The following is a 19,362-nucleotide window of genomic DNA, read 5'->3' as shown; positions in this document are numbered from 1 at the left end:
ATACTGAGAAGTTCAGGGGGTCAATTTGGATTGGCGCAAAGGGGTCTTTTTCCTTTGGCGAACCTTATCAAATTAACTCGGCTAAGGGGAACTTTTTAGATTGGCGAAGAGGGGTCAATTTGAAGCGGTTTATCCAGACAAAAGACTTTTTTGGATGTAATAGTGTGAAAAAACGAAAGTTAAACTAATGCTTTGAGAGCACCAGTTTATCAGTCTAATCCTAGATGAAAATCAGTTCAGTTCCAGATATCCTTGTCGGGTTAGATTTTATTAGCAGCTCAAATTGATTAGCCTTGTAGGCATAAACAGTTAATTAAATTGCGCTTTGGAAGAATAGAAATGCTCCAGAACCCTTGTTTGAAAAAGAGCAACAATAATGAGTTAGTAGCAATGTTCTTTGTTTGACGGATAAGCAGGTTAATCAAAATCTGCATATATTGAATGCTGATCCTATGTTGCAATAATATTCGTTTATAACTTTTTAAATTGGTGAGTGGTTCAGGTTCAGGCTCATGAATAACATCTTAAGGCAAAATGTTACTTGTAAAAAAAACATTTCCGATAGAAATACGACATTAGTAGATTCTATGGAAAAAAAGAGGTTTTCATTCGGGTCAAACAGTTGTTATTGAGGATAATTATCTTCAACAATAGCAGTGTACTATATTCTTCTTTTTTTTCTTCGGCAGTTTTACGATACTGCTTTCTTAAAACCAGCAAAGACTTTCTTGGCTCAGCCCCGAACTAAATAAAGTTTAGGGGCGATTGAAGTGTCCAAGGTTTTATCTTATTGCTGATTCATGATTTTTCCAAAATTCAAGCCAATGGCTTGCATGGTGCGTAATTTTTATTATTTGCCCATATCGTTTACTGTATTTATATTTTTATTGTTCTTTGTTCCTGAGGTGTCATTCTTGGTATTCGCCATTATGCTTGCATTTTTTTACAAAGGACAATACATATTAAGGTTTTTCAAGATTTTACTTCTAAATATCCGAAAATTTGCTATCCGCTCCGTTAAGAGATGTGTTTCTTATTTCTTTTCCCCGACCCTGCCGTGGATTGAAGATCAGAAAAATACCGTATTTAAAAGAGCAGTTGGGGGAACTACGCAATCTATAGCCAACAATCTGCGTTCTCCACTGCGCAAGGGTTACGAATGCCTTAGACTGGGGATCAAAAAAACAAAGATAGAAACGAATAGGCTAAGCTCAGATATTGGCAGGTCTTCAGAAAAAAACGGTTACATTGTGAATTTGCTCAATATCGGATCAATTGATTTTGGTAAAAACACCAATCATTATTCGTTCATCCTTTCAGCAGCCGCAAGAGAACTTGGATGCGCCGTCAATACCGGAGAACCAGGACTAACCTCAGGATTATTAAGGGGTGGCGCTGATCTGATCTGGCGGCTTAGAGAAAAGGATTTCACTGGATATAATAACATGGAGGATGCCCTTGATGACAAAGTTTTTATAAAAACCTTATCCCGTTCCTACATCAAAATGATCGAGATAGAAATTCCCTTAAAAGATCTTTTTAAGGACGACAGCATTTTAAATCTGGACAGGTTAATTTACTTTCTGGAGAAACTGAAGGCAATAACAAGGGACAAACCGATCGGCATCTCGCTGAGATCACCAGATAAACATCAGTTAGAGGCTATTTTTGAAAACGTATGGTTAAGAGATTTAAGAATTGATTTTATAAATATTGAGGAAAAGCTTTGCAGTGCAGTCCATGGTAGACTAAAGGTTCTAACAGACATTGAAGAAAGTTTTCTAAAATCTGTGAATGCAGCAAAAGAAACAATTAGATACTTTGGTATTGTAGCCAAACGATTTAAAAATTTACAGTTCTCCTCAACTCTAAATAAATTCGATTGCAAAACAAATTATGCTCTTTATATAGACCTTCAATGCATTCAAAAAGCATTCCAGCAACGAAATCAATGAATGGCTATTTCCCCTAAAGATCCTGAAATTGTCTTTGTTAAGTTTTGTGCATCAAATGGCTTCCTTTAACTGCATCTTCCTCACATCCAATTGCCCCTGGTTCACTCATGACTCGGTGCCACTGGCATAATAACGGGAAAGTGTTGCTTTTTTATCATCAATTTTAACTCAATATAAATTAATCTTACCTCCCTATATTCCAATCCAATATATTGTAAATAGATAATTTTGATTTTAACATCTTAAATCCGATAAAGGAAAGTGTTCCTCCCCTACTTATGTCTTTCTTTCAACTGTAAGTTACTTGCACCAAATACGGCAAAGAGAAAAATATCTCAAAAAACGAACTAATTGAGGATTTAAAATTGAAGGTGAACCATCCGGAATGAGGTTGGTTTAACTCAAATTAACCTTTATGCCGTTTATCTCGATTATGTTTACTACATTAATTGCATGCAGGCCATTCTGGGACAGATTAATCTCGAAATGAACAATGTCACCAATTTTAAAGCATGAAGTATCTAACTTGGCATAGAATTTAATTCTTTGTTCGTTGCCGTCTTCAATAATACCGACCTTCAAGAAAAAGATATAGAGAGACAATTAATTACGCATATAACCAAATTCTTATTGGAATTAGGTAAGGGGTTTGCATTTGTTGGTCAGCAATACCATTTAGAAGTTGGCGAAACAGATTATTATTTAGATTTACTTTTCTATCACACAAAATTGAAATGTTATGTTGTAATAGAATTAAAAAATACAAAATTCATACCCGAATATGCAGATAAATTGAACTTCTATTTATCAGCTGTGGATACTTTAGTTACACAAGACGATGACAAACCTACTATTGGAATTTTGTTATGTAGGGATAAAAATAACTTTGAAACAGAGTTTGCATTAAGGGACATTAACAAGCCAATCGGCGTAAGCGAATTTGAATTGACCGAAATATTGCCAGATAATTTAAAATCGAATTTGCCTAGTATTGAAGAAATTGAGGAGGAACTTAAAAAATTAGAGTAAAATTCTCAACTAATGATAAGAGATCCGTTAAAGGCGCACCGATATTGCTATTACCGGATAAACCAGGTCGAACACTATGGCTGTTGGCGATACCGGAAATCTAATAGTAAATACAGCTCTTTGATTAGTTTTAAATAATTTACAAATGACAAAAATTAAGTTAGTTATATTTGATCTCGATGGTACTTTAGCCAATACATTACCATTATGCATTACAGCCTTCAGGAAATCTATTGAACCACTTATAAATCGTTCCTTATCTGATGAGGAAATCATTAGCACCTTTGGTCCATCAGAAGAAGGAACTATTATGGCATTGGCACCGATGCGTTACGAAGAAGGGGTTTCTAATTATTTGAAATTTTACAAAAAGCTTCACGCAATGTGTCCAGTCACCTTTGATGGCATTGAGGGTTTATTGGTTACTTTAAAAGAAAAATCAGTAATAGTCGCCATGGTAACAGGCAAGGGCTTGCACAGTACAAATATCTCATTAGAACAATTTGGAATTGCTAAATATTTCCAAGCTATCGAAACAGGGATATCAACAGGTCCACGAAAAGCAGAAGGCATGAATAGTATATTAGACCTTTTTAAACATATACCTAAACAAGAAGTCATATATGTTGGTGACGCGCCAAGTGATATAAATGCAAGCAGAGAAGTTGGAATCCGGGTAGTGGCAGCAGCATGGGCGGAAACAGCAGAGCCTGAAAAATTAAAAAAACTATACCCTGATATGTTATTTGAAGATGTCAGCGCTTTTAATAATTGGTTAACATTAAATATATGACTGGAGTTTAAAATTTAGGGTATTTATTAACAATTCTCAGCAAAGTGCCTCAAAGCGATCAAGGTGGCAAAAAATGCAATGTTTTAAAATTTGAGCAGCTTTATTTAAGCTAAATTTTTTCTAATAAACTAATTGTATTAATAAATTTAATAGAACTCACTGGAGTAGTTAAGCATCTAGATAGAAATCTTTAATTAATCTTAAGCCCAGCCTTTTTTCTAAGAACATAATCATTTCTTCTTCCTAATGTGATCCTGCCTATGGAGCAATCTTTAGTTGCAAACTTCAATTATGCATTAATTTAATTGTATATTTTCTATCGCTCCACAGCTAAACAATCAGATGTTTTAATTGTTACTTTAAAATTAACGGGAAATGATATGCAAAATCACACTTCACTCAAATTTTCTCCTACAGACAAACTAAAACATGAGTTGTTAGGATCCCTTGGAGTAATTGGAATGTTATCAGAATCAATGATTAAATGTTCGGATTCTACTAAAAAAAACAGGTTCGCAAAAATTATTCATACACTTGCTAAAAGAAACATGCAATTAATTGCCTCTTTTGAGACCAATGACACGTCTTCTTGATATTTCAGCAATCGGTTGAAAGCATAAATCTTCAACCACTCAATATTACCATTAAACGAACATTCAACTATTTTAAACTTTTAATAGGAGATATGGGTTTTTATAATATCACCCCTTAAGTTAAGAAATGGAAAAGAACATTTTAGTTGTTGAAGACAACACGGATATAAGAGAGATTATAGGAATTCTGCTAAATGAAGAACAGTATGAGGTACATCTATGCAAAGATGCAGGAAGTTTTCGAAAGGAGATTTTCCAACGCAGGCCTGATATGGTGATACTGGATGTTATGCTTCCTGATGGAAATGGTATTGACCTCTGCTGTGAAATTAAGTCTGACTACCGCACGGGTCATATACCAGTATTGATGATGTCAGCGCACTCCAACCTCCTGGAGATCAGGAAAAAGTGCGAAGCGGACGATTTCATTAGTAAACCCTTTGATATTAACCTGTTCATTGCCAAAGTTTCCCAAATAGTCCGACAGGGTAATATCAACAATTAATTTCAAATTAAACATTGGTGAGGAACTATTGTAGTCATCAAATTCAGATAAATGCAACAAAAATTTCGGTTAAAATACATATAATAACTAACGGTTATGAAAGGATTATCGCCGTGGGCAATTACCGCCATATCCCAGTTCAAAAATAGCTCCGAACTCTATTCTCAAAAGCTTAAAGATCTACATTTCGATGTTTTAAGTACAATAGATTCTGTCTTGATATCAGCTACACGGGAGAATGCTGAGCCGGTGTACTTCAGGGCTTGCTATGTACCTGGAGGTATCGAAAAAGTTCCTATCACAAATAAAAAAGGCAATCAGGTTTCCATTCGAATTATATGTGCTATTGGCACATTTAACCTAAAAATTTCTTTCGATCAAACGGAGTTCGTCTTCCTTAAATATTCATGTATATTAACACCAGCATCCGATCTTTATATCCCTTTCTGGCCGAGGGACATCCTAACAACTGGAGAAATAAGCAGTACAATAAAATCATTGGGCGAGGTTCATGTAAGCCAGGTTGGAACACGAACAGGGCTTTTATATTTTTCCCTTCCTGACAGAGCGCTGAGGGTACTTTATTTTCAGAATCTTACCGAACTTTCTAATTATGCCGACCAGACCGGAACTTCACTCGGCGGAACAGTTGGGGGATTGCTTCCCGAAATTGGACTTGCACTTCCCAAGTCAAAGGAAACTCCGCTTGAGAGCGGAAAAGCAGTTACTTTATCGGATGCAACAGTTGCTTTTAAAATAGGAGATACGAAGATGGCTGATCAAGCTGTGGACTATCTCAATATGTTGAGCAGTATTTACCTCCGGATCCCTCGGCCAGATACCCATTACCTCCACTGGCCGGAAATCCTGGAAAAAGGTTTGAAGGATCTGGTTGAAAATCCAGGCTGCTGGTCAATGGTGGGCGGAAACAGCTACCTGAATGCTTATGTCAGCGACTACGAAACACCGCCGGAAATTATGGTACAGCTTGCAGTTCTGCTTCCGCTTGTAGATTACGTTGAATGGAGCGGCAAAAGGGTGAAAGTCATGGAAACCATCAAAAAAGGACTCGCCCCTTTTTATGATGAAAAACTAAAAACCCTTGTTCGGTGGCATCCGGCAGCAGAAGATAAATTGAAGGGCGAAGAAGAGCAAAAAATGCCAATGGTAATGGATTCCTGGTACCTGCACCATCCGCTCCTCAACCTTTCTAGGCTTGCCCTTAAGGGAGATAAGGAAGCTGAAAAACTGTTTCTGGACTCGATTGGATATGCTATAAAAGTCGCACGTAAATTTAAATACCAATGGCCAGTATTTTATAAAATGGATACCCTGGAAGTTATCAAGGCTGAAACTAAGGAAGGTGAAGGCGGTGAGCAGGATGTGGCAGGGCTTTATGCTCATGTTATGCTTCAGGCCTATGAGCTGACGGGGGCCGAAAAATATTTAAAAGAAGCTGAGACAGCAGCCAAAAAACTAGGTAAGGTGGGCTATAAGATTATGTACCAGGCCAACAATACGGCCTTCGGTGCAGGCGCACTACTTCGTCTATCCAAGATTACAGGCAACAAACTTTACCTCGACCTCAGCTACAGATGCCTCGCCTCCATTTTCGAAAATGTCCAGTTATGGGACTGCAATTATGGTTTTGGAAAAAGTATTCCTACTTTTTTTGCGCTATTTCCATTGAGCGATGCACCATATACCGCTGCATATGAGGAGCAGGAAGTGTTCTGCGCCTTTCATGACTATCTTAATCATGCAGAAGATATGGAAATCCTTCCTAGCGTCAGACTGCTTTGTAGTGAGTATATCCGATATCTGGTTGAGCGTGCACCATATTACTATCCCCCAATGCTTAATAAAGAAATGATATCTAACGAGGTGAAAACTGGGGAAGTAAACCGCAACCTTTGGATTGCCCTGGAAGATATTCATGATGGTACAGAACAAAGCGGAGCAGTTGGCCAGGAAGTTTATGGTGCTGGAAATGCATTCGGGATCCTGCCAAGGCATTTTATCAGATTGGAACAAGAATTTTTCCTGTTCTTTACAGATTGCCCTATTACAGCCATTAGAAAAAGTAAAGAGGGAATCAGTTTTAGGCTTCAGGGAGACCCCAAATTGGTATACAGGCTCAGGATAACGCCTGTGGATAATTCGGAAAAGCCGATGAAATTAAAATTTACAGTTTTATCGCCTGCGGTGAAGCTACAGGCTGCAAAGGACAGGCCTCAAGATCTGGAAGCCTTTATCATGGGGAATGATACTGTCCGCATCAGCTGGGCTAAATAGTAATCTTCATTAGCGTTGATAGTAAAATGAACGTTGAATACCTAAATAGTCGAGCCTTAAAAAGCCCATTGTAGATTAAATATTTTTTGATTTTGAATTTTTGAACTATTTATCGCTGCAAGCAATTTATTTGTCATCAGTATTATGCTCTTAAAGCAGTCGGATAAAAAGCCCAAAAGGGATGTTTTGTATTTATTATACATTCTTTTGAAATTGAAAGCTGTAGCTGCCAGCAGAATGTTGATGTTATCTCCAGTTATTCCTTTATAAAAGTTACGTCCTAAGCGATGGTCTGATTTTAAATGGGCGAACACCGGTTCAATTGCTGCTCTTCGCTTAAAGCCTTTTCGAAGCTTTGTTTGCTTGTATTTACTTAATCTTTTGTTGTTGAATGGTTTGGGTATAACTATTTCTGTTTCCCCTACTTTAGCTTTACCCTGGTAGCCTCTATCTACGGTAGCACTTTTCGCTAGCTTACCGGTTAGTTTTTCATGTTGTTCCAGGACAGGTTCCAGAGTATGCCCATCGTATTCATTCCTAAAACCCATTGCCCCTACAATTACACCGGTATCTTGGGTGTAAATAATAGAAACCTTGTTTCCAAACTCATATTTCTTATGTTCCTTACCTTTAGAGATACACTTTACATCAGGTTCGTGTAGTGAATATATTTTATTCTTATCTGCTTTTTTTTGAGCCAGAATGCTTTTAAATAAGGCAATTTCATCTGCATAATCACCTTTTGGTAAATTCCGTTCCAGTTCCCGAACCATTCTGCCCGCAATGGTCTTTACGCTCTTATCCGCTTTGCGGGCCTTGCCCTTGTTTTTGGGATGATTGCGGAAGCGCTGGTTGATACTCAGTTTCTTTAAAACAAAAGTATAGCTCTGGCGCTGTTTTAAACCACTTTTCTTGCTGATGGATTGGCATTTAGCAATAATCTTGCGGTGTAATTTAGCATCTGTTGGGTAGGTAATGTTTTTTCCTGAACGGTGGTATCGATACTCACATGTGCTTGTTCTGCATCTTTTCCGTTGATACGGATACTTTCCTTAAAGATAAGCTCAATTCCCTCTTCGCCTATCCGCTTGCGAAAATGTACCAGTTCAGATGCCTCACAGGGTACCTTAGGTATAAAGTTTAGCTCCCCACAAAAGTATTGGTAGTAATTATTCTCCGACCATTGTTCTACCAGATTTTCATCAGAAACATCACGTAGATGTTTCAAAATCAGTAGGCCAACCATTAATCTGATCGGTTTGGCTGGTCTGCCATTGTCTAAACAATACAAAGGCGCAAAGGCTTCTTCAAAAACAGACCAATTTACCTGCCTGGCTAGAATAAACAAAGGGTGCTTTTGGTTAAGCATAACTGACAGAGACGAATAAAATAAGCTGGGACCATTATCTACTACTTTCTTAGCCAACATAACGAAAAAATTTGCAAGGTTTTAAAACGAAAATAAGCATTTCTTGCATATTTTAATGCAAAAATTATGCCAAATATATATTTAAACAACTGTAAATCAAATAGTTATGTGCTTTTTAAGGGTCGACTAAATACCAGAGAATTACTGAAAATAGAATGATAATAGTCCAAACTATTACAGACACTTGAAATATATTAACTAACCGAAAGAAATAGGTCGCCAAACTGTGGAAAGACAGCGCTAACGTTAGTTATTTAGATCTGCTCTATGTTTTTATTTTAAAACTAAAATAAGGAGCAGGCTCTCCAGCCAGCTCCTACTTCTACCTATGAAAAATTTTCGACAACTCGAAAATACTTTATTCAAGTACTTAAACTAAAGTAAAGAAGCTGTGAAGCTGAAAAAAGTGGTCAAATTTCAAAACCACCCGCTGAAGCTCCTATTGATACGATAAATTGATATTGTGCCATTAATATAACGTTTTATCCCAAGTCATACAATAAATGAAAATCTTTTTTAAAATTTCGTTCGTAAAAATTGACTCTCTAACAATGTAAAAGATAAATGAGATAAAAGTTTATTAATAATTTAGATTTATTTTTGCAATTTATACCTTTCTAATGTAATTATATTATACTCCCATTAGTCAGAGCTTATTGGAATAACAAACCAGAAGGTGCTTCCTCCACCTAACTCACTGTCCACCCCTATATGGCCATTATGCTTTTTGATGATCTCCGCACAAATATATAGCCCAAGGCCTAACCCCGAATATTGGCTCCCACTGCTGTCAACCCGGTAATACCGATCAAATAAATAGGGTATTTTTTCAGGAGCAATCCCGGGACCGCCATCGCTTACAGACACCTTTGCGGTATTACCAATCTTTTCTATCTTCACTTTTATTTCCTTGTTTCCTGGTGCATATTTGACGGCATTGTTTACAAAATTGACCAACAATAATTACCTCAAATTTATTTCTAGTAAGACGGGGTCGATCCACTCTAATTTAACACTCAAGGGATCGTAGATCTCAGGTTATAAATTACATCCTACAAACAAGGTGGATTTGAACAATGCAATGATGTCTCAAAAAACGAAGCTTTTTAAGTCTTCAATATGGCAGCATCAATGCCAATACAATAACTAATATCTTTACTTTCAACATTTTCGCTTCATAGGCTGAATTTGAAATAAAGATTATTTCGTAAAAAACTAAGGCAGGACTGAGATCAGCCAGGGCAGGAATAAGAAAAGGTGGCAAGTCTGCTGGATAGTTCCAAAACACAATTACAAAAATTAAAGCGGTTAAAATTCTTTATGACATTGCTGATAGCCAGTCGAAGCAAAAGATTGTAGAGAGGCTTCATATAAGCTGGGCAACTTGCTATAGATATCTAAAAGTTCCTGATGAAATAACTAATGCTACAGGCAAATAGACAATAAAATAATATAGGTCAACGAGCTGTTGACTGATTGCCAACAAAATTTTGGGACATTTAGAGTTCTTATATTTAGCATCGAATTTAGTTCTCCATTTTCTGTAAATTTTAACCTACTATTGCCGAATTTAAAATAATCATGCAGTAATAGAAGATTTTATTACAGAGAGAAATTATTGAGTTTTATGCCATTAATTACTTAATAAATATGTCATTACAAAAAGAAAGCAGTTCTGATGAGAATGTACTTTACAGCGATATTTCGCAAATTATAGACAACAGTCGCCAACGGCTAGCCACTACTATCAATGCTGAAATATGTCAAATGCATTGGCAAATAGGCAAGCGGATAAAAGAAGATGTACTGTACAACGATCGGGCAGAATACGGGAAACAGATTGTAAAAAAATTATCAGACAAATTAACAGAACAATTTGGCAAAGGATGGAGTATTTCTAAACTTCAACACTGTGTACGCGCCGCGTACACTTTTACCGAAGATGATATTCTGTACGCCGTGCGTACACAATTAACTTGGACGCATCTTCGCTCATTAATGAGTATCGAAGACCCATTGAAGCGCCAGTTCTATGTAGAAATGACTCGAATTGAGAATTGGGACACCAGAACACTCGATCAAAAAGTCGATTCAATGCTATTTGAACGCACATCGCTTAGCAAAAAGCCAGAAGAGCTAATCAAACAGGAACTACATAAGATAAAATCTACTAATTCTCTAACGCCGGATGTTGTTTTTAGAAGTAGTTATTTTTTAGATGCCATCGGTTTATCAGAAACTTATTCTGAAAAAGATCTAGAGGACGCAATTCTTTTAAATCTTCAAACGTTTTTAAAAGAAATGGGGACTGATTTTGCTTTTCTAGACCGTCAAAAAAGAATTACAATAGATGCAACAGATTATTTTATCGACCTTCTATTTTATCATAGAGGATTACGCAGATTAGTTGCCATAGAGCTGAAACTTGGAAAATTCAAACCAGAACACGAAGGACAAATGCTATTGTACTTGCGTTATCTGAATAAAAATGAACGGAGAGAAGGCGAAGAATCTCCTATTGGTTTGGTATTATGCAGCGAAGGAAATACAGAACATATAGAATATCTTATGCTTGAAGATTCAAGCATCAAGGTAGCGCAATATTACACGCAACTACCAGATAAAAATCTGTTAAGTGAAAAATTAAACAAAGCCATCGCAATCGCAAGAGAACATTATCAAAAGTAATATAAACACAACAATATGTCTTACATGTAATCGGAGATTTGACTAATAAAAAATGATGAGTTTGAAAGTATTCATCCCTTCTAAATATCTTTCTTTCTGCTGTAAGTTTACTTGCACCAATAACGGCAAAGAAAAAAACGTCTCACAAAACGAAGGTTTAATTCTAACGTCTTCAGACGTGGCATTAAGTGGTCCTTTAGCTATTTTAAGCATGTCATTTATATTAGTTAATGGTTATAAGGTAAAGTGGGGACTAAAATATAACTTAGAATTAATGGTGATTTCCCAGTCTTAAACTGGCTTTAAATGTATGTTTTTATCTAGAAAATAGGCAGAAGTAGTCATAGAAGGGACTAAAATATAACTTTTTATTACCATTTACTTTGCCAAGCTAAATACACTATTCTACACGGCAATATTGATAGAAAACTTTAATTCTGCATGGTAAGTCTACTTAATATTCATTGAAATATTGAAAGTGATATAGCGGCCCAATATTGTTGATGAATTAGTAATTGAAGAAATTTCGTTAATATTACGAGTTGAAAAAGCCTTGATATTTGCTAGATTCTTACCCTGGATACTGTATTTAAAATTGCCTTTGTCGGGGTTGTATTGAATTTCAGTATCAACGAGATTATACATTGCTTTATTCATATTATACAAATTATATAAGAGCACATTATAAAAGTTCTTGCTTATTTTGTAGTGGTAATCGAAAGTATATTTATAAGCATTATTCGAAGCTGCAAAATTATTCTCTCCAGTTGTTCTATTTAATAAAATTTCCACTCCTGCACCAAAATTAATCGGCCATTTAAAACCGGTGTTAAATTTAACATTTATTAAGTTAGTTAATGAATAATATTGTGGTGTAGCATTACCCAATTGCAGGTAATAATTTGATAAAGATAGTGAGTAAGTTGTAGTAAGATTGAGCGCAAGAGCAGGAAAAAATTTTTTTGAATTAATACTCGAAATAATATTTTTAAGGCCCTTGAAAGGCTGTTTGGTAGAGTAATTTAATGTGTTTTCAAACGAACTGGTGTAAAGGAATCCATATTTACTGTAGCTACCGATTAACGAGGCATTGATGTTAAAAAAGCTGTTCAAAAAGTCATTATATCCATAATTTAAGCTAACCGTATGAGTGTTAAAATTATAGAATCTACTCAGTCCACTATTGAAATTTCTAATATCCGTTAAAATGAAACTGGTATAATAATCTAATGGATTAGGAACATTATTCTTAAACTTATAGTTAAAGGATATATTTTGTACCTGGTCGGGTTTATACTGAATATTCAAATTAGGCTCTAAAAAAAAATACGAACTATCTCTACCCATACTTTTTAAGCTTTGTAAGCTCGCCCTTAAGAGGCCTATTATTTTGAAAGTTTCATCTTCAGTGGTAATTATATATTTTGAGCTTAAATAGGTCTGATTAAATATGAAAGTATTATCGTTTGTGAAATTGGGACTTAATGATAGCCCCTTTTTTTCATTATTCAAATCAGACTGCAGACCAAAATGTGTTAACTCATTTCCAATATTTATATGCAAGAAGTTTCGATTTATCTTTTTTAATCCTTCCAGTTCAAACTTAACATTTACCGTCTTATTATTCACCAGTTGGGTTAAAGATGTTTGTCCATCAAATAAGGGTTCCTTTGCATACAAAGAAGAAGAAACATTATATTCCTGGTTTACTTGATTCATATTAACCCGGCCAGTGGCAAGTAAAGCAGTATTTTTATCAACTTTATAAGTGTATTTTATTTGTCCTGAAAGGGTTTTGTCGCGGTCATTTTGCCGTTGAAAAACGCTATCACCCGTTGTATTGTTAAATACTGTGAATGCCTGACTATCGAAAGTTTCAGGTTCACTTCTAATTGTAAATTTAATATTTAAGTGACCATTATCTCTTACAAAATAATCTGTACCCATCTCTATGTTTAGCTTATTAAGCTTTAAAGCCCTATCATCATAAGTGTCAGTCTGTACTTCATTAGGCGGAAAGTAACGTTCTTTTACTTCGGTCAACCCAAATTGTTTATTCCAACCATAATATATAGAATAGTTTATTTTTAGCTTTTTGGATAATCTAGTTATTGCGGAAGTACTTCCTTGAAGATTTCTATTTGGTGTGTAAAGCATATTATCAAAAGGATTGTAAGTGTCCAGATTATGCTTTATTATCTGATTAGGGTTGAATAACTGGCGGTTATCATCGCTTAAACTTAATATATCACCTTCTAGATCATTATTTAAATTGCTGTATTTACCAAAACTAAAAGCCTTAGTGTTGTTCAACAAGCTTATCAGATTGGTAGAAACCATTGCTCTGTCATTAGTGCCGGCAGCTGCATCAATACTTCCTACAGTCTTAAGTGCCTTTTTATCCCGAAGCTTTAGATTTAATACTACATCGTCACTATTGATAATGCCTTTCAATAAGTTGTCCTCTATATAATGTTCCAGGGCTTGAACTTCTTCCACAAACTCAGGCTTGAGGTTTTTTGTAATGGTCTTATATTTTTCACCCGTTAAATCATCATTTTCCAATAGAACCTTACTTACTTTTCTCCCTTTAAAAAATAATGTTCCGTCTTTGACAACTTCAATGCCGGGCATTTTTTTTAAAACACTTTCCAAGCTTCGATCGTCAGGACTGGTAAATTGTTTTACGGCATATTTTGTGGTGTCATTATCAACTTGCACAGCAGAAGGTGCTTTAACATATAACTCGTCAAGTTGCTTACTATTCTCTGTGAGTACAAAATCTTTATTAAAAATGTTTTTTTCAAGTAATAAACTTCGCTCTATTTTGACCGTATCGTTTTTAAATCCAATATAAGAAGCGATAAGAATTAATTTTTCTGAATGCTCTAGCGAGCCACCAATTTCATAGCGTCCAATATCATCGGTTATCCCATAAAAAAGTAAATCGCCGTCAACGGCATTCTTTAATTGGATTGTTGCAGAAGGCAAACTGATGCTACCTGATCTAACGGTACCATTGATTTTAATGTTTTGAGCAAAAGATGTATTTAAGCAAATACTAATTATAAACGACAGAAAAGCAGCTTTTACATCCAAATTGAAAAGGCGTATAAACAAAATTTTAAAATTTTTCCATTTCAGCTGGAAGTGTTATCGATACAGTGCCATAACTGCCATCCTTTCCCGAAGTGGTAACTTTTGAAAGCTTAGCGAAGGCTTCAAGTTTCTTTTTGTAAAGAATCATATATTCTTTATACGTTATTGCCTTATCATTTGCATAAACGCTTGGAATGGCGACGGTTTTAGGGTCGAATTTTGCTTTTAAATCAATTCCAGTCAGTTGATAACTGAACATATTCTGATCATCCGCTACTTTGATAATTAAGCCAGGTAAGCCGCAAAATTTCCATGGGCCATTTTGCAATGCAATATCTTCAGTATACCAGGCAACATAATTTCGCCCTCTGAATTTAGTTGTAGCTTTAACGCAGTTGTAATTGGCGATCTTACTTTTTTCCTTGGTTATTTTCCACTTAAAATTAAGTAAAGTATCAGCTGTTAAGTAACCGGTTTTTCCAACTAATCCCCTAAAGTATAAGCTTTTTTTTGCAAAATTTTTGTAAATAAAATCCGTCTTTTTGTTCTTGAATACCAGATATCCTTTCGATTCATCATTGTCTTGATTCAAATCTTCAGCACGTTTATCTACGTTAAATTCAACAGAGCCTTTGTCCGTAAAAAAAACAACTTTGTCCATCTCACGTCTACCCATTTTTTCATCATTGCTAGTTAGCTTATAGGTAAGCTTACCTTTCATCTGAGCATATACACTAATATTTAGGAGACTGAAAAAAAATGCAATAAGCAGGGTATTAAATTTCATAGGATTATTTCTGTAAAATTACTGGTAGCTAAAGTATAAAAGAATCTTTTTATAATGACTGTTTGGTTTAAATAAAAAGTGCATTACCATATTTATAGTAATGCACTTCTGAAAAGAAAAAATACTTAAAAAGCTTGGTTGTATATATCTATAGCAGTACCTTTTGCAGCAGCCATCGCATTCGCGCATGTCGAGGCGGTAACTTCGGTAGCAATTAAGTATTCTTTGCCACCATCAAACACGGTTAAATAATAATGCGCAGTACATTGGCTGTTAGTTTTAGCAATTGTTCCGGCAAAAGTGGCAATATTCATCATTGCCAATGCACTAAGTAATAGTACTTTTTTCATAATAAGGGAGTTTTAAATTTAAATTGAATATGTTTGTTTTTGCTATTAAGGATTCCTGTAAATGATAATACTAATATAAAAACTATATTAATTCTTTTTCTTTCCCTTCCAGCTAAAACAACAAATCCGGGACAGAATGGTAAAAAATCAGGACACAAAGCTACAAATGCAGGATACAACTTAAGAAATCAATAAATAAGATTGGCGTATAGCTTATAAAATCTTGTGGATAGGTTAGTTTCCATCTAATGAACCGAATTTTAAATTACTAACTCCTCCTATTATTCCTTGAGAATGCTCAAACGTTAGCAAACTCACCATTCCAGGGTATCCCTAAATAATTTTTATCAAAAACAGCAAAACTTATTTGATTGGATAAACCAGAATGGAGCAATGCTCTACCAATTTTCGGTCAGAAGTTAGGTTCTCTAGGTAAGCAGTAGCTTAAAAAAGACTACTGGATCAATCGATGGGTTGCCGGTCTTGCCATAAAGTTCTTTTGTGTCTTTGTATAAAAAGCTAAGATCAAGCGTTTCGCGTAGTTTGCGGTACAGGTTTTCCTTTGGAACCCGGCTTGATAACTGGAAGCTGGTGAACAGCTTTTCGGTATAGTCCTTTCTGCCTTGCATGCCTTTAATTTACGAATTTCAGTAAACTTATGAAAGCAAAAAATGATATTTATTGGAGTTGTGCAACAGCCACGGTCGTTTTCTAAGAATAGAACTAGTGAATGTCCAACAGCAAAAAAAAGAAATACTGTCAAAAACACCAAGCTAGTCTAGTTCTGGTCTTTTTTGCTTTGGTTCAGGTTCTTTTCCTGTATTTCCTCTAATTTGACCAATAAAGCCACCTGTTCTTTTGGTAATTGGGCAGTAAGAGAGGGAAAAGAAGTCTTTACGATCTCTTCCAGTTTAGCGTATAATGGGCTGGCATACTCGGCCTGATCAAGAAGATTAATAAAATCCTCTAGGGAAACAAATATGCCTCCATCAGCATAAGGTTTTGTGTATTTTTTCATACTATGAGTTTTTTCCTGCTTCGCAGGCATGTAGTTTTTAGGGGAATGCTAATCCAAATATTGTCTTCACCGTAATTGCTTAAGCGTGGCGAAGCACGCAGGCGCCTTTTTAAGGGCGGTTTTTTCTTGTCGTTTATCATTTCATCTTTTTTGCTGTCCTTTCGGCAAATAAATGATAGAAATACTTTTAGCGAAGTATTTATAGATAAAAACCACAATGAAAAAACAAATTCAAAAACCGCAAAAAGAAAAAATTACAATTAAAGATGTACTAAACTGGGTTATGCCTATAGTTGCTGCTTTGCTTACTTTATTAAAAACATATTTAGAATAGTCTATTCATAATATTGAACGCTATCTCCTTAATCCCCTTTTTTGACTCTGTTCCTGCTCGTTTTTATTCGAAAACATTTCTTTTAATTGCAGCTGCCGTTTATACTCATATTCTCTGTTTTCAAATTTTGAAGTAAGGGTAAGGTCTCGGCTTCCCATTCCACGTACCTGAGGCTTGAATTCGGGCTTAACAGCATCCTTTTTCTCCCTCTGTAATTTATAATTCGCATTTTCCTTTTCTTTGCCGCGACCTGTTAATTTGTCCAATACCGTGATTTTTTTAGGCTCCTGCTGCATCAGCTCATGATATCGCTTTTCGCTGTCCTTAAACCACGCAAACTGCTCTTTTACATCTTTTATAGGTCGTTCAAAAGTGGCTTTTTTAATGCTTGTTTTCATTTGTCCATTTGAATAAATAAATCGGTCTGTTCCCTCTTTGAAACCATGCTTTTCCATAATGGCAGAAACTTTTACATCAATATTTCCTTTTTCCAATTCCTTTTTAATCTCCTCCATAGCACTTTCTACCCGAGGGTTATAATCCTTAATAAAGTCATGCTCTTTCTTTTCCTCCGGGGTGGGCTGTAATCCCTCTTTTTTTACCTCTGCTGAAGGGGTCTCAATGTCTAGAATTTCAAAATTTTCTTTGCTCGGGATATCTGCTTTGAAAATGTTCTTATCCTTTTGCTTTTCCATATCCTCCGCTAACACAGGTTTAGCGCGTTGTGGGGCGACATTTTTTAATTGTTCATTATTAGCATTGTTTTCCTCTAGCACCTTGCTTAAATCGCTCCATTTGTAGTTTATAGCAGACCCTTTTACAGAAATGTTGTCTTTTCTGAAGCTGATGCCGGATATCCCATTCTTATTCTCGGAAAATTGAATGTCAACACCTCTTTTTTCTAGTTCTGATTTCAATTTTTCAGGGCTATCGATCTCTTTTTTAGATAGCACTTTTTTCAACTGGTCGCGGATTTCGGTTTTCCGCTCCATAATCTTAGGGTTTTTGTCTCGTATTGGCTTATTCTCTTTTTGCTTTTTGTTTATCTGTTTTTCTTTTGCTGTAGCATATCTAAATCCATTTATTTGGCTTTGATCATACATAACTGTTCTCCCTTGTGTTGGCCTGAGCCCCTGCTCTTGCTCAACTTTATCGCAAGCAACCTGCAGGCGGTCTTTAATTCGGTGATCATTGAGCAGCTCCCCGTCCATTCCTACCCGGTTGGCTACGACATGGTAATGATCATGTGCTTTGTCTTTGTGTTGCACCACCACATACTGGTGGTTGTCCTTTTCAATTCCGATATCTTTCAAAATACTGTCAATGGCCTGCTCCGCTTGTGCCTTGCTTAATTTTTCATCCGGATGAAAATTAATCTGCACATGCAGCACTGGTTTTAAAGCAGTCTTCCGGTCATCGGCCACCTCCCGCATTTGCTTTCCCATTTCCTTGCTCGAGCCGTAAACCTGGTTCAGCTCGAGAACTTTTGCACGTGTCTCTTCAGGATACTTTTTAGCTTCCTGCAGGGCGTAGGATATCGCCTTGGAAAATCCGTTTCCGGTGTTAGCGTTTGCGGTAGGCATAGCGTATTTTTTCTATAAGTTCTCTCAAAGTACTGGTCACTTCTGACGGAATAATGCCGGTGGCGTTGGCATGCCTGGTGAGTTGGTTCAGGTTATTGGCAATTCCGTTCAGCGTCTTTTTTTCTTCCCCTTCGATCTTAATGATGCTGCCACTAAGCAGCATCTTCCGGGCATACTCGCTTACCGAAGTGCCTGCTTCGGTGGCCTTGTCCTGGATGATTTTTTTATCCGTTGGGGACACCCTAAGGATAATATTGGTTTCTTTTTCCATCTTCAAAAACTTGTTTTTGATTAAAGACCGTTGACAATAGCGAAGCGCTTTGTCCTGGGCTTTGAACCCAAAAAAGTAGCGCAGCGTTAAGCTTTTTTGCGAGGGATGGCGATGGATATAATGTAGTGAAACGAAATGTATATACATCTGCCCCCCCTCGCTTCTTTACGATCGCTAAGATATTTATTATAAAACCCCGTCCAAGGGTTTTATAATAAATATCTCCGGCTTTCTCAAAATCAGCCCAACAAGGGATGCATTTTGTAAAGCCGGGACCGAAATGAAAAGCCCAGGCATAGGGCTTTTTGTTGAAGGTCAACTGAAATAATATATACGGATATTTGTATATTCGTATATATGGAGATATTAATCGGTAAGCCTGATTTGGAATCAAATCAGGCGGCGTGTTTTAACTGCGGAAATGTACTGACAAGTAATGGCCAGTATGATATGGTGGTATGCTCATGTGGTGCCATGGCTGTAGATGGTGGAGACAATTTAAGGATTATAGAAATTAAGGAAAATCCCGCCCGCACTAGTGGCTTATCACCTTCGGCTGATGCTGCATTTACGATTAAATTTTAACCATTTTTGAAATACATAAATCCAGAATGTATCAAACAAAATTAGCAT

The 19,362-nt window shown here is 36.1% G+C and carries 16 protein-coding genes and 1 pseudogene; 8 read left to right on the top strand and 9 right to left on the bottom strand.

The genetic code is table 11. From position 1 onward, the window contains the following. The 6 genes from D7004_RS20850 to D7004_RS14300 all read left to right on the top strand — a co-directional run. The coding region (locus D7004_RS20850; protein WP_208646855.1) for a hypothetical protein at positions 1-188 on the top strand (188 nt) is incomplete at its 5' end. Between the two features lie 612 nt (positions 189-800). Further along, positions 801-1,955, top strand: a complete 1,155-nt coding sequence (locus tag D7004_RS14325) for a beta/alpha barrel domain-containing protein (protein WP_148042810.1) — start codon at positions 801-803, stop codon at positions 1,953-1,955. A gap of 546 nt (positions 1,956-2,501) precedes the next feature. Next, positions 2,502-2,984 (top strand): DUF1016 domain-containing protein, encoded by a 483-nt coding sequence (locus D7004_RS14320; RefSeq protein ID WP_208646854.1) that lies wholly within the window; start codon positions 2,502-2,504, stop codon positions 2,982-2,984. Positions 2,985-3,129: 145 nt separating this feature from the next. Continuing rightward, positions 3,130-3,777, top strand: a complete 648-nt coding sequence (locus tag D7004_RS14315; RefSeq protein WP_123206541.1) for an HAD family hydrolase — start codon at positions 3,130-3,132, stop codon at positions 3,775-3,777. 720 nt (positions 3,778-4,497) lie between these two features. After that, a complete protein-coding gene (locus D7004_RS14305; RefSeq protein WP_123206539.1) occupies positions 4,498-4,875 on the top strand; it encodes a response regulator in 378 nt (125 codons plus the stop codon). Between the two features lie 96 nt (positions 4,876-4,971). Continuing rightward, entirely contained in the window at positions 4,972-7,170 is a 2,199-nt protein-coding gene (locus D7004_RS14300) for a hypothetical protein (protein WP_123206538.1), read from the top strand. A gap of 56 nt (positions 7,171-7,226) precedes the next feature. Here the strand turns inward: D7004_RS14300 and D7004_RS14295 are convergent. Next, a pseudogene (locus tag D7004_RS14295) lies at positions 7,227-8,599 on the bottom strand (IS5 family transposase). Between the two features lie 642 nt (positions 8,600-9,241). Next, positions 9,242-9,556 (bottom strand): sensor histidine kinase, encoded by a 315-nt coding sequence (locus D7004_RS14290; protein WP_244214344.1) that lies wholly within the window; start codon positions 9,554-9,556, stop codon positions 9,242-9,244. 693 nt (positions 9,557-10,249) lie between these two features. Here D7004_RS14290 and D7004_RS14285 point away from each other — a divergent pair. Beyond that, on the top strand, positions 10,250-11,287 hold the full coding sequence (locus tag D7004_RS14285; RefSeq protein ID WP_123206536.1) for a PDDEXK nuclease domain-containing protein: 1,038 nt from the start codon (positions 10,250-10,252) through the stop codon (positions 11,285-11,287). A gap of 450 nt (positions 11,288-11,737) precedes the next feature. On the opposite strand, the gene D7004_RS14280 is transcribed toward D7004_RS14285, so the two are convergent. The 7 genes from D7004_RS14280 to D7004_RS14250 all read right to left on the bottom strand — a co-directional run bounded on the left by D7004_RS14280 (position 11,738) and on the right by D7004_RS14250 (position 18,729). Further along, entirely contained in the window at positions 11,738-14,407 is a 2,670-nt protein-coding gene (locus D7004_RS14280; protein WP_148042809.1) for a carboxypeptidase-like regulatory domain-containing protein, read from the bottom strand. Positions 14,408-14,411: 4 nt separating this feature from the next. Continuing rightward, positions 14,412-15,173: a GLPGLI family protein gene (locus tag D7004_RS14275; protein ID WP_123206534.1), complete on the bottom strand. Its 762-nt coding sequence runs from the start codon at positions 15,171-15,173 to the stop codon at positions 14,412-14,414. 125 nt (positions 15,174-15,298) lie between these two features. Then, entirely contained in the window at positions 15,299-15,523 is a 225-nt protein-coding gene (locus D7004_RS14270) for a hypothetical protein (RefSeq protein ID WP_123206533.1), read from the bottom strand. A gap of 428 nt (positions 15,524-15,951) precedes the next feature. Beyond that, complete coding sequence (locus tag D7004_RS14265; RefSeq protein WP_208646853.1) at positions 15,952-16,152, bottom strand: hypothetical protein; 201 nt, start codon at positions 16,150-16,152, stop codon at positions 15,952-15,954. A gap of 149 nt (positions 16,153-16,301) precedes the next feature. Next, complete coding sequence (locus D7004_RS14260; RefSeq protein WP_148042808.1) at positions 16,302-16,541, bottom strand: hypothetical protein; 240 nt, start codon at positions 16,539-16,541, stop codon at positions 16,302-16,304. Between the two features lie 354 nt (positions 16,542-16,895). Beyond that, entirely contained in the window at positions 16,896-18,458 is a 1,563-nt protein-coding gene (locus D7004_RS14255) for a relaxase/mobilization nuclease domain-containing protein (protein WP_123206531.1), read from the bottom strand. Then, on the bottom strand, positions 18,439-18,729 hold the full coding sequence (locus D7004_RS14250; protein ID WP_167459505.1) for a plasmid mobilization protein: 291 nt from the start codon (positions 18,727-18,729) through the stop codon (positions 18,439-18,441). Before D7004_RS14250 ends, D7004_RS14255 begins: the two co-directional genes overlap by 20 nt. Before the next feature lie 357 nt (positions 18,730-19,086). On the opposite strand from D7004_RS14250, the gene D7004_RS14245 reads away from it, so the two are divergent. Beyond that, entirely contained in the window at positions 19,087-19,314 is a 228-nt protein-coding gene (locus tag D7004_RS14245; protein ID WP_123206529.1) for a DUF7695 domain-containing protein, read from the top strand. Positions 19,315-19,362 lie beyond the last annotated feature (48 nt).

This window comes from Pedobacter jejuensis, from assembly GCF_003725795.1.
Lineage (GTDB): Bacteria > Bacteroidota > Bacteroidia > Sphingobacteriales > Sphingobacteriaceae > Pedobacter > Pedobacter jejuensis.
Note: the sequence above shows the minus strand (reverse complement) of the source record. Positions and strands in the feature narration are given on the sequence as shown.

Coding starts and splice junctions, on each gene's coding strand:
- D7004_RS14325 (WP_148042810.1), top strand. CDS start 801: ATGATTTTTCCAAAATTCAAGCCAATGGCTTGCATGGTGCGTAATTTT.
- D7004_RS14260 (WP_148042808.1), bottom strand. CDS start 16,541: ATGAAAAAATACACAAAACCTTATGCTGATGGAGGCATATTTGTTTCC.
- D7004_RS14305 (WP_123206539.1), top strand. CDS start 4,498: ATGGAAAAGAACATTTTAGTTGTTGAAGACAACACGGATATAAGAGAG.
- D7004_RS14285 (WP_123206536.1), top strand. CDS start 10,250: ATGTCATTACAAAAAGAAAGCAGTTCTGATGAGAATGTACTTTACAGC.
- D7004_RS14255 (WP_123206531.1), bottom strand. CDS start 18,458: ATGCCTACCGCAAACGCTAACACCGGAAACGGATTTTCCAAGGCGATA.
- D7004_RS14265 (WP_208646853.1), bottom strand. CDS start 16,152: ATGCAAGGCAGAAAGGACTATACCGAAAAGCTGTTCACCAGCTTCCAG.
- D7004_RS14300 (WP_123206538.1), top strand. CDS start 4,972: ATGAAAGGATTATCGCCGTGGGCAATTACCGCCATATCCCAGTTCAAA.
- D7004_RS14245 (WP_123206529.1), top strand. CDS start 19,087: ATGGAGATATTAATCGGTAAGCCTGATTTGGAATCAAATCAGGCGGCG.
- D7004_RS14270 (WP_123206533.1), bottom strand. CDS start 15,523: ATGAAAAAAGTACTATTACTTAGTGCATTGGCAATGATGAATATTGCC.
- D7004_RS14250 (WP_167459505.1), bottom strand. CDS start 18,729: ATGGAAAAAGAAACCAATATTATCCTTAGGGTGTCCCCAACGGATAAA.
- D7004_RS14275 (WP_123206534.1), bottom strand. CDS start 15,173: ATGAAATTTAATACCCTGCTTATTGCATTTTTTTTCAGTCTCCTAAAT.
- D7004_RS14315 (WP_123206541.1), top strand. CDS start 3,130: ATGACAAAAATTAAGTTAGTTATATTTGATCTCGATGGTACTTTAGCC.